We start from the raw sequence: 11,712 nt of genomic DNA on the forward strand, positions 1-11,712 counted from the left end.
CACATCAGTCCAAAGGCATGATGCCGCCCCTCCGTACCGGTGAAAGCCCGGTATGTCCCCTCGTGAAAATGTAACGCGTACATAAAGGGACATTCGCAATGTCAAGCCTGCTTACGAACTCGACCGCCATGACCGCACTCCAGACCCTGCGGTCGGTGAGCTCCCAGCTCTCCACCACGCAGGGCCGGATCTCCACCGGCCAGCGTGTGGCCACCGCTTCGGACAACGCCGCCTACTGGTCGATCGCAACCTCGATGCGCGCCGACAACGCCGCGCTCTCCGCCGTCTCCGACTCGCTCGGTCTGTCGGCCGCGACCGTCGACACCGAATATACCGCTCTGACCTCGGTTGTTGGCGACAGCACCGGCGGCCTGGTCAAGCTCCAGTCGCTGCTGGTCGAAGCCAAGACCGCCGGTATCGACCGTACCAAGATCCAGGCTGACATCACCCAGATCCAGCAGCAGATGAAGGGCACCGCCAGTGCGGCGACCTTCAACGGCGTGAACTGGCTGAGCGCGACCACCGCCACGCCGGCGACGGTCAACCTGGTGTCGTCGTTCTCCCGCGTCGGCGGCACGCCCACCACCGGCACCATTGCCCTGACGACCTCCAACTATTCGCTCTATACGTCGACCTCGACCGGCATTCTGGACACCGTCAGCGGCGGTGCCTCGGTCAACACGCTCACCATCGCCACGCTGACCGACTCGGTGGCTGACCAGACCACGCTCGATGGTTACATCTCGAAGGTCACGGCAGCGATCAACTCGGTGGCTTCGGCGGCCGCCAATCTCGGCGCCGTCAAGAACCGCATCCAGACCAACACGGACTTCGTCCAGAGCCTGATGGACTCGGTTGATCGTGGTATCGGCCAGCTCGTCGACGCCGATATGAACCGGGAGTCCACCCGCCTGGCGGCCCTCCAGGTCCAGCAGCAGCTTGGCGTGCAGGCGCTCTCGATCGCCAACAACAGCAGCCAGAGCATCCTGTCGCTGTTCCGCTAAGCCTGAAGACAATCCAGGGAGGGCCGCGCTTCTCGCGAAGCGCGGCCCTTTCGTTTGGCGGGACGCTACGCGCACGCCGCAATTTCGGCTGCCCTGTTGCAGTCAAGACACAGAGCCACAAGCCCCGCACAAGCTTCGCGGGTTAAGGTCGGCGCTACGACAGGTTGGGCCTTAACCGGTTTTCCGCAGCCCAAAGGCATGACGCCGCCCTGTCGTACCGGTGCAAGTCCGGTATGTCCCCACTCAATCAATCTCAAAGGGACATCAAAATGGGTTCTAGCCTTCTCACCAACTCCTCCGCAATGACGGCGCTGCAGACGCTCCGGAACGTCAGCAGCCAGCTCGCCACCACGCAGAGCCGGATCTCCACCGGCATGCGCGTCTCGACCGCTTCGGACAACGCCGCCTACTGGTCGATCGCAACCTCGATGCGCGCCGACAACGCCGCGCTCTCCGCCGTCTCCGACTCGCTCGGTCTGTCGGCTGCGACGGTCGACACCGAATATACCGCTCTGACCGCGGTTGTCGGCGATACAACCGGCGGCCTGACCAAGCTCCAGGCGCTGCTGGTCGAAGCCAAGACCGCCGGCATCGACCGTACCAAGATCCAGGCTGACATCACCCAGATCCAGCAGCAGATGAAGGGCACCGCCGGTGCGGCGACCTTCAACGGCGTGAACTGGCTGAGCGCGACCACCGCCACGCCGGCGACCTTCAACCTGGTGTCGTCGTTCTCCCGCGTCGGCGGCACGCCCACCATCGGCACCATTACCCTGACGATCTCCAACTATTCGCTCTATACGTCGAGCACGACCGGCATTCTGGACACCGTCACCGCCGGTGCTTCGGTCAACAACCTCACCATCGCCACGCTGACCGACTCGGTGGCTGACCAGACCACGCTCGATGGCTACATCTCGAAGGTCACGGCAGCGATCAACTCGGTGGCCTCGGCCGCCGCCAACCTCGGCGCCGTCAAGAACCGCATCTCGACCAACACGGACTTCGTCAAGACTTTGATGGACTCGGTTGATCGCGGTGTCGGCCAGCTCGTCGATGCCGACATGAACGCGGAATCGACCCGCCTTCAGGCGCTCCAGACCCAGCAGCAGCTCGGCGTTCAGGCGCTCTCGATCGCTAACCAGAACAGCCAGAGCATCCTCTCGCTGTTCCGCTAAGCCTAACAACCATCTGAGGGGGCCGCGCTTCTTGCGAAGCGCGGCCCCTTTTCATTTTGGCGTCACGTCCCGTGCGAAGCCACAAGCCTCGCACCAACTTCGCCTGCTATCGCAGCCGGTACGACAGGTTGAGCCGCTTTTCCGCGGCCCAAAGGCATGACGCCGCCCTGTCGTACCGGTGCAAGTCCGGTATGTCCCCAACCTCAATCCAGTTTTCAAAGGGGCGTCAAAGATGAGTTCTAGCCTTCTCACCAACTCCTCCGCAATGACGGCGCTGCAGACGCTCCGGAACGTCAGCAGCCAGCTTTCCACCACGCAGAGCCGGATCTCCACCGGCCAGCGCGTGGCCACCGCTTCGGATAACGCCGCCTACTGGTCGATCGCAACCTCGATGCGCGCCGACAACGCCGCGCTCTCCGCCGTCTCCGACTCGCTCGGTCTGTCGGCTGCGACCGTCGACACCGAATACACCGCTCTGACTGCGGTCGTCGGCGACAAGACCGGCGGCCTGACCAAGCTCCAGGCGCTGCTGGTCGAAGCCAAGACCGCCGGTATCGACCGTACCAAGATCCAGGCTGACATCACCCAGATCCAGCAGCAGATGAAGGGCACCGCCAGTGCGGCGACCTTCAACGGCGTGAACTGGCTGAGCGCGACCACCGCCACGCCGGCGACCTTCAACCTGGTGTCGTCGTTCTCTCGCGTCGGCGGAACGCCCACCATCGGCACCATATCCCTGACGATCTCCAACTATTCGCTCTATACGTCGGCCACGACCGGCATTCTGGACACCGTCAGCGCCGGTGCCTCGATCAACACGCTCACCATCGCCACGCTGACCGACTCGGTGGCTGACCAGACCACGCTCGATGGCTACATCGTGAAGGTCACGGCAGCGATCAACTCGGTGGCCTCGGCCGCCGCCGACCTCGGCGCGGTCAAGAACCGCATCCAGACCAACACGGACTTCGTCAAGACCCTGATGGACTCCGTGGATCGCGGTGTCGGCCAGCTGGTCGATGCCGACATGAACGCGGAATCGACCCGCCTTCAGGCGCTGCAGACCCAGCAGCAGCTCGGCGTTCAGGCGCTCTCGATCGCCAACCAGAACAGCCAGAGCATCCTGTCGCTGTTCAAGTAAGCTTAGACTTTGGAAACGACCGTGTTCCCAAGGGAGCACGGTCCCCGCCGTGAACGGCGGTTTTGACGGCACATGACGTGCCCGCAATCGACCTCCTGACGTCAGACTTCGTGCAACACGCCGTAGCCGATCGCGCCGCCTTGCGGCCGCGCGTCCGCTTGTTGCTCCTGACCCGCATGCGTCGGAGGAAAATTTGCAAATTTACAACGTCTCGCCTGCGAACTGACACATTCGTGCCCTCGCGCAACCTTCAGACAAGGTTGGCAGCGGAGTGTCCTCTACGTTCGCATTGGTACGAGGTCATATGCTGTTCAGTCGTGCGCAAATACAGCAACTGCTCAATAATCTGCTGGAGCTTGGTCCGCGACGCCTGATGGCTTTGGGATTGATCGGCTTTGCCGTTCTGGTCACCGTTGTCGGTGGCGCCTATTATCTGAGTCGGCCGGAATTCGAGACGCTCTACACAGGCCTGACCCGCGAGGACGTGACGCGCATGGGCGCCGCCCTGCGCGAGCAAAATATTACCTTCGACGTCAATACAGCCGGCGACGCGCTCTCAGTGCGCCCGAGCCAGACCATGCAGGCGCGGATGCTGCTTGCCGAGAAGGGGCTGCCGACCAGCGCCAATTCCGGTTACGAGCTATTCGACAAGATCGGCTCGCTCGGCCTGACCTCGTTCATGCAGGAAGTGACGAAGCTGCGCGCGCTCGAGGGCGAGATCGCGCGAACGGTGCAGTTGATGAAAGGCGTGAAGGCGGCACGGGTGCATATCGTGCTGCCGGTGCGCGGCTCGTTCCGCGCGACGCAGCAGCCGCCTTCGGCTTCGGTGGTGCTGCGCACCGATGGCGCAATCGAGGCGCGCACGGCGCAGTCGATCCGCCATCTCGTCGCTGCAGCCATCCCGGGCATGAGCAAAGAGAAGGTGACCGTGCTGGACGCCGACGGCTCGATGCTGCTGGCCGAAGAGGACGAGGCGAGCGCCGCGCCGACCAAGATGGCAAGCCTGCAGAAGACGGTCGGCGGCATGGTGCAGGAGAACATCCGCAAGGCGCTGACGCCGTATCTGGGCCTGGACAATTTCGAGGTGAGCGTCGCCCCGCAGCTCTCCACCGACAAGCGGCAGACCAACGAGACCGTCTACGATCCCGAGACCCGCGCGGAGCGTTCCGTGCGGAACGTGCGCGAAAACGAGAAGTCGCAGAACGCGGACCGGTCGACGCCGACCACGGTTCAGCAGAATCTTCCCGATCAGCAGGTCAACGCCGGCGGCACCAAGAATTCCAGCGAAGACAAGACCCGCCGCGAAGACGTCACCAATTTCGAGGTGTCGTCGAAGACCACGACGACGGTGAGCGACGGCTACTCGGTCAAGAAGCTCTTCATCGCCGTTCTGGTCAACCGCGCGCGGCTCGTTGCCGATCTCGGCGACAAGAGCAACCAGGCCATCGTCGACAGCAAGCTCGCCGAGATCAGCCAGCTCGCGGCGACGGCCGGCGGGTTGGACAAGACGCGCGGCGACCAGATCCAGGTGACGGCCGTCGACTTCATCGAAGGCTCGCGCGAGCTCGCGCCGGTGCCGCCGATCAGCTTCGTCGAGATGATCAACAAGCAGCTCGGCAGCGTCATCAACGCGGTGACGATCCTGGCCGTTGCTTCAATGTTGGTCTGGTTCGGTCTTCGGCCCGCGGTCAACGGCATTCTGACCCATCGCGCGGCTCAGGAGCAGACCGAGGCGGCCGAGGCCGCCGAGCTCGAAGCTGCTGCGGCGCTTGCCCTGACCGAGAGTCAGGATCTCGAGCTCAACCTCGTCGAGGACCTCGAGGGCAAGATGCAGCGGACGCCGCAGAAGCGGCTCGAGCAGATCGTCCGGCTCGATCAGACGCAAGCGGCAGCGATCCTTAAAGACTGGATGCGACGCGAGGAGGCAGCATGAACGCGGCTATCGGAAAACTCCTGACGCAGTTCGACGCGAACGGCCGGACTAAGTCGCCGCCGCTAGCTCCACCGCCCAAGATCCAGGACGTGCTGACCAGGCCGAAGGAGGCCCGGCGCGAGCCGCAGGCCCAGCCGCAGCGTCAGCCTCAATCGCAGCCGCAGCTTCAGTCACCGGCGCCCGAGCCGGAAGCTCCGCCGGTCAATCTCCTCGACGACGCCTATCGTCGCGGTCATGCCGCCGCCGTCGCGGAGGCCGATGCCAGGGTTGCCGAGGAGCGCGTCCGCAGCGCGATCCGGCTCGGCGAGGAGCGGGCCAAATGGTCCGACCAGCAGGCGGTCGCGATCGTGAGCGGCTTCGAGTCGGCTTGCCGCGAGATCGAGACCAACATCGCGAGCTCGGTCGCGCGCATCCTGCTGCCTTTCCTCGCCGACGCGGTTCGCGACAAGGCGATCGGATCGCTGGTCGAACAGATTGCGGCGCTGACCGGCAATTCGCCGGTGCCGGTGTTCAAGGTCACCGGCCCGAGCGAGCTGCTTGATCTCGTGAGGACGCAGCTCGAGGCTTCCAGGCGCACGGGGATCCAGTACGAGGCCGCCGAAACTGTCGAAGTCCGCGTCGTCGCCGACCAGACCGTGATCGAAACCCAGATCACGACCTGGAGCGAACGCCTGAAGGAAGCGCGCCGGTAGACGCCATGGAAGAGGTCAAGCACGAGCTCGTCATCGTCCGCCGTCGCAGCGCCTTCGCCGAGGAGCCGCATCACAGTGGCGTCTGGAAGATCGCCTATGCGGACTTCATGACCGCGATGATGGCGTTCTTCCTGGTGATGTGGTTGCTCAACGCGCTCAACCAGGACCAGAAACGGGTGGTCGCGAGCTATTTCAACCCGATCAAGCTCGCGGAGAACGCGCCCGCTCCCAAGGGTCTCAAGGATCTCTCCAAGAAGGAGCACACGATCTTCGAGGGGCAAGACGGCAGGCGACAGCCGGCCGGGCAAAACGAAGAGCGTCGTGGCGACTCGCCGACAGCGGAGAAGCCGGCCTCCTATGAAGAGAAAATTCTGTTTCGCGATCCCTATGCGACGCTCTCCGAGATTGCCAACAGCGCGAACCAGGCCGCGGGCCAGCGCCGCGCCGGCGCGCTGACCTCCGCCGAGGAGGATGGCCTCAAGGGCGGTGACGCCTACCGAGATCCCTTCGATCCCGGCTATTGGAGGCTGACACCACAGGCGTCCAAGGATTCGGATCGCTTCGTCGACAGCGAGCCAAAGCCGAATGCGTCCGCGCGCGACAATGCGTCCGGAACAGGGCAGGGCGAGCCGCAACCGCGCCGTGCCACGCAGGATGATGCCGGCGGAAGCATCGCTCCGAATGCGGACGCGTCGTCCGCAAGCCTGACGCCCCTGCTGCCGCCGGGTCCCGCGCCGTCGCAGGCCCAACGCGATGGCAGTGCCCAGGCGAATACGCAACCAGGCGCCCAGGCTGGCGCTCAAGCCAACGCGGCCGCACAGTCGCGCCCCGGTGATCAAGCGAAGAATTCCGAACCGCGCGACGCCGCGCAAACACAACAGCAGGCCGTCACGCAGCTTCAGTCCGCGATCGCGGATGCGCTGTCGGACATCAAGGCGGGCGCGGGACCGGTGGCCGAGGTGCGCCAGGTCGAGGAGGGCCTCCTGGTCAGCCTGACCGACGATGCGAGCTTCGGCATGTTCGCGGTCGGCTCAGCCGAGCCGCGGCCAGAACTCATCCGCGTGATCGACAAGATCGGCCCGCTGCTGGCAAAGCGCCCCGGCATGATCATCGTCCGCGGTCACACCGACAATCGGCCGTACAAGTCGGAGACTTACGACAATTGGCGGCTGTCGACGGCCCGTGCGCAGATGGCCTATTACATGCTGGTCCGCTCCGGCGTCGATGCGCAGCGGATCGAGCACGTCGAGGGTTACGCCGATCGTCGGCCGAAACTTCAGAACGACCCGGCGGCCGCGCAGAACCGCCGGATCGAGATCTTGATCCGGGAGAAGCGCTCTTGATCAGGCCGCTCCTCTGCGCCGTGTTGCTGATGGCGTTGCCGCTGACGGCCGCACGCGTATTGGCCGATCCGGCTCCAGCGTCGGCTGCGGCGCCAGCGCCGGCGTCGACATCGAGCGAACCCTATGAGCTCGTGCGCGGATTGCAGGCGGTGCAGGACGGCATCGCCAGCGGCGACACCGCGGCGCATGGCAGCCATATCGCGCTGATCCGGCAGATCGGCGAAAAGTTTCTCGCCGCCGATGCGAACGTGTGGAGCAACCCGCAGAACGGCCAGGCCGTCGTCATCTACCTGCTCAGCGGCGGCGCGCCGCAAGTGGTGCGCAAGCTGCCGCGCGACAAGATCAACGTCGACGGACGGCTGTTCGATGGCGCGCTCGCCTATGTCGAGGGCCGACAGGACGAGGCGCGCGAGCTGCTCAAGGACGTCAAGCCGCGGACGATTCCGTCGGGCCTGGGCGGGCAGGTCGCGCTGGTCCAGGGCGCGTTGTTCGCGCGTGCCGAGGCATCGTTTGCGATCGAGCGTCTCGACGACGCGCGCCTGCTGCTGCCCGGCACGCTCGTCGAGGAGGCGGCACTGCGGCGCGAGATCCTGCTGGTCGGGCAGGCCGAGGAGTTCGACAAGTTCGAGTTCCTGACGCTGGCCTATATCCGTCACTACCGCAACTCGATCTATGCCGGCGATTTCTGGCAGCGCTTCTCCACGGGCCTGACGCAATCGAGCCTCGCGTTCGACGAGAACCGGTTCGCGCGGATCGTCACGTTGCTGGAGCAGATCGACCGCGCGAGCCGCCTCAAGCTCTATCTCGTCATCGCGCGCAGTGCAATGGTGCGTGGACGGATGGCCGTGACCCGGCTCGCTGGCGAGCGAGCGCTCACGCTCAGCGCCGATGCCTCGGTCGAGCGCGAGCGGGCGCATTTCTTCCGTGGTGCCTCGCGGGTGCTCACCGACGAATATGACGGCGGTCTCGCCGAGCTGAAGGCGCTCGACCGGTCGAAGCTGCCCGAGCACGACGTTCCGCTCCTCAATGCAACGGTTCAGCTTGCGCTCGATGTCCGCAAGCCGTTCGCGGGCGGACCCGCCGCCGCGGCCGAAAAACCTCCGGTGACGCCGGCGCGTGTCGATCTCGCATCATCGACCGCAACCCTCGCACGCGCGCAGAAGCAGCTCGGCGAACTCGAACTCCTCACCAGGGATCGTCGTCCATGACCAAGCTCAGCGGAACCTCCGGGCAGCTCTTCTCCGGTCTAGCCGAGAGCCTCAACATGCGCGGGACGTCGCGATTGGCCAAGGGCGCCGCGAGCAAATCGCAGGCGGATTCGTCGTTCAATGATCTGCTCCACACCGTCTCGAACATGGCGAAGCGGGCGCTGAACGATGATGGCAGCGATACGACCGTGAAAGCCGGAACGCTGCGGGCGCGCCTGGTGCATCCGGCCGGGAAGGACAAGACGGACGAGGCGGTGGAGGATCGCACCGACGCGACCGATGAGCCCAAATCTGCGAACGAGTCCGACAAATCGGCTGACGCGCCGTCGGACAAGCAAGCACCGACCGATCAGGTGATGAAGGCGGACGTCCAGAGCCGATCGAGCATTCCAACGATCGTCGGGCAGGATCTGGCGGCGGTGCCGGCCATGAAACCGCAAATCCAGCCGCAGACGCAATCCGCTGCGGACAGGAAGGACTCGTCCACGCGCGACGAACGATCGTCCGCAACGAAGCGCGATGTTCAGGGCGTCGGCATGGCGAAGGCGGCCACGGCCGATCCCGCGCCAACCGCTGCTGCTCCAGCCAATACGCGTGCGCAGGGCCCGGCTTCGCAAGCGGCGGCATCGCCGCTGCAAGGCGATGAAGCTGCGCCAAAAGCAATGCCCGCGTCATCCGGTTTCGAGGCTGTCACGGCCAATGTGGAACGTGCAGTCAAGGCCTCGGCCCGGGATGCATTGCCCGAGACGACCAAGGTCACCGTGGTACAGCAGGAGACCCATCTGCCGCCGGCCCAATTCAACGCCCCGCAACAGGTCGCCAATGCGGTCGTCGCCGAGTTGAAGGAGACGCCGGCGTCGACCGCGTCTGCCGCCGCCGATCTCGCGACGTCGCAGGGCAACGCGCCGGATCAGCCGCTCAAGATTCTGACCATCAATCTCGAGCCGCCGCAGCTCGGCAACGTCACCGTTCGCCTTCGTCTCGTCGGTACCGAAGTGTCGGTACAGCTTGCCGCCGAACGCAAGGATACGAGCCAGATGCTGGACCAGCAGCGCGACTCGATCCGCGATCTGATGCAGTCGGCGGGCTACGTCGCCGACGTTGCGCCGGTCCAGCACGGTTCGCTGGACGGATTCCAGAGCGGCTCCGGCCAGTCGCAATCGCAGCTCTCGGGCCAGCAACAGCCACCGTCCCAGTCGCAAGGCACGTTCGACGGCGCCGGCAATTCGTCGGGGCAATCGGACAACGGCGCGAAGCAGGCTCGCCAGGAGCGCCAGTCCAACCAGGAGACGCGTCATGACCAGGACGTGGGCCCGCAGACTCGTCGCGGCCCTGTTTATCTGTAATGCGGGCGCTGCGGCAGCGGCGACCGACAATTCGCGCCCCTGCGAGCGCGAGATGGCACGTGCGTCCCAGCAGCACGGCATTCCGCTCGGCATTCTCTACGCCGTCGGGCTCACCGAGACCGGGCGGCGCGGCGCGCTCTATCCTTACGCGCTCGGTGCCGACGGCCAGACCGTGTTCGCCAAGGACATGAAGGATGCGATCGCGAATTTCGAGGCGATGCGAGCCAAGGGCATCAAGCTGATCGATCTCGGCTGCATGCAGATCAACCATTACTATCACGGCGACAAGTTCAACTCGGTGCAGGCGATGTTCGACCCCGCGAAGAACGTCGAATATGCCGCGCGCTTCCTCAAGGAGTTGAAGCAGCGCGAGGGCAGCTGGACCATGGCAGTCGCCCGCTACAATGCCGGCCCCAACAACCAGCCGGCGCAAAAGCGCTACGTCTGCCACATCGTCGCTCACCTCGTCTCCAGCGGCTTCGGCGCGTGGACCGACAAGGCGCGCTCGTTCTGTCAGCCGAAGACGACATGACCAGGACGACCCGAAAGTTGTGCATGGTTCCCAATCATCAGCCCCGCGCAAGCAAGAACCCGCATTGTAGATGCAACCTGACAAAGGAGCTTAATTCATGAGCCTGTATGGTGTTATGCGCACCGGCGTTTCCGGAATGAACTCGCAGTCCAACAAGCTGTCGACGGTTTCGGACAACATCGCGAACGTCAACACGACCGGCTACAAGCGGGCTTCGACGGAATTCTCGTCGCTGATCCTGAAGAGTGGCTCCGGCAATTACGACTCCGGCGCCGTCGAGACGACCGTCCGCTATGCCATCAGCGACGGCGGAGGTACGCAGTTCACCACGTCGACCACGGATCTCCGTGTCCAGGGCAACGGCTTCTTCGTGGTCTCGAACGCCAAGAACACGCAGCAATATCTGACGCGCGCCGGCTCGTTCGTGCCGGACAGCCAGGGCAATCTGGTCAACGCGGCCGGCTACTACCTCCTGGGTCAGCCTGGTAACGTGTCCAATTTCTCGCAGAACAGCCTGTCCGGCATGCAGATCGTCAACGTCGCCCAGGTTTCGCAGGTGCCCGTGCCGTCGACGGCGGGGACGCTCACGACCGGCAATCTGGACCCGAAGGCGGCTGTCATTGCTGGTCCGCCCGGCCCGGCGTCATATTCATCGAAGAGCTCCATCGTGGCCTACAACAATATCGGCCAGGCTGTTACGCTCGACGTCTATATGTCCCACACGGCGACGGCCGCCGGCTCGGATACCTGGCAGCTTCAGGTCTATAACTCCGCGACGGGTGCGTCGCTCGCCCCCGCCACCACTTTCACCTTCGATACGACGGCAGCCGGCAAAGGCACGCTGGCCGCGGCGAGCCCCACCAGTCTCGCCTTCACCGTCCCCGGCGGTGCGGCGATGACCATGAATCTGTCGAACATGACGCAGGTCGGAACCGACTTCAGCTTCAAGGCCACCGTCAATGGCAGCGTTCCCTCGGCTATCGACAAGGTCGATGTCGACGATGGGGGCCACGTGACGGCCATCCTCAAGAACGGACAGCAGCTGACGCTCTACACGATCATGCTTGCCGACGTCGCGAGCCCTGACAATCTCACGCCCGAGCCTGGTAACGTCTATTCGACCAACATGAATTCCGGCAATGCACAGGCCGGGAATGCCGGCACCGGCGGGCTCGGCACGATTCAGTCCGGCGCCCTGGAAGAGTCCAACGTCGATCTCGCGGATGAGCTCACCGGGATGATCGAGGCGCAGCGCGGCTTCACCGCAAACTCGAAATCGTTCCAGACCGGCGCCGACTTGCTCGACGTCGTCGTCAACTTGAAGCGCTGAATCCT

Annotated in this window: 10 protein-coding genes; all 10 read left to right on the forward strand. The window is 64.5% G+C overall.

Annotated elements, in window-relative coordinates:
- The first annotated feature begins 98 nt into the window (after nt 1-98).
- The 10 genes from B5V03_RS37525 (at nt 99) to B5V03_RS37570 (ending at nt 11,707) form a co-directional block, all read left to right on the forward strand.
- On the forward strand, nt 99-1,004 hold the full coding sequence (locus tag B5V03_RS37525) for a flagellin (RefSeq protein WP_129275428.1): 906 nt from the start codon (nt 99-101) through the stop codon (nt 1,002-1,004).
- Between the two features lie 269 nt (nt 1,005-1,273).
- Nucleotides 1,274-2,182, forward strand: a complete 909-nt coding sequence (locus B5V03_RS37530) for a flagellin (RefSeq protein WP_129275429.1) — start codon at nt 1,274-1,276, stop codon at nt 2,180-2,182.
- Nucleotides 2,183-2,414: 232 nt separating this feature from the next.
- Nucleotides 2,415-3,323: a flagellin gene (locus B5V03_RS37535; RefSeq protein ID WP_129275430.1), complete on the forward strand. Its 909-nt coding sequence runs from the start codon at nt 2,415-2,417 to the stop codon at nt 3,321-3,323.
- Between the two features lie 304 nt (nt 3,324-3,627).
- Nucleotides 3,628-5,256 (forward strand): flagellar basal-body MS-ring/collar protein FliF, encoded by a 1,629-nt coding sequence (gene fliF / locus B5V03_RS37540; protein ID WP_164988541.1) that lies wholly within the window; start codon nt 3,628-3,630, stop codon nt 5,254-5,256.
- On the forward strand, nt 5,253-5,948 hold the full coding sequence (locus tag B5V03_RS37545) for a hypothetical protein (RefSeq protein WP_129275432.1): 696 nt from the start codon (nt 5,253-5,255) through the stop codon (nt 5,946-5,948). Before fliF ends, B5V03_RS37545 begins: the two co-directional genes overlap by 4 nt.
- Nucleotides 5,949-5,953: 5 nt before the next feature.
- Nucleotides 5,954-7,291: a MotB family protein gene (locus tag B5V03_RS37550; RefSeq protein ID WP_129275433.1), complete on the forward strand. Its 1,338-nt coding sequence runs from the start codon at nt 5,954-5,956 to the stop codon at nt 7,289-7,291.
- Nucleotides 7,288-8,499: a chemotaxis protein gene (locus B5V03_RS37555; protein WP_129275434.1), complete on the forward strand. Its 1,212-nt coding sequence runs from the start codon at nt 7,288-7,290 to the stop codon at nt 8,497-8,499. Before B5V03_RS37550 ends, B5V03_RS37555 begins: the two co-directional genes overlap by 4 nt.
- Complete coding sequence (locus B5V03_RS37560; protein WP_129275435.1) at nt 8,496-9,845, forward strand: flagellar hook-length control protein FliK; 1,350 nt, start codon at nt 8,496-8,498, stop codon at nt 9,843-9,845. Before B5V03_RS37555 ends, B5V03_RS37560 begins: the two co-directional genes overlap by 4 nt.
- On the forward strand, nt 9,796-10,377 hold the full coding sequence (locus B5V03_RS37565) for a transglycosylase SLT domain-containing protein (RefSeq protein ID WP_129275436.1): 582 nt from the start codon (nt 9,796-9,798) through the stop codon (nt 10,375-10,377). Before B5V03_RS37560 ends, B5V03_RS37565 begins: the two co-directional genes overlap by 50 nt.
- Nucleotides 10,378-10,474: 97 nt before the next feature.
- Nucleotides 10,475-11,707, forward strand: coding sequence for a flagellar hook protein FlgE (locus tag B5V03_RS37570; protein WP_129275437.1), 1,233 nt, complete (start codon nt 10,475-10,477; stop codon nt 11,705-11,707).
- The last annotated feature ends 5 nt before the right edge of the window (nt 11,708-11,712 follow it).

The organism is Bradyrhizobium betae (assembly GCF_004123905.1).
Lineage (GTDB): Bacteria > Pseudomonadota > Alphaproteobacteria > Rhizobiales > Xanthobacteraceae > Bradyrhizobium > Bradyrhizobium betae_A.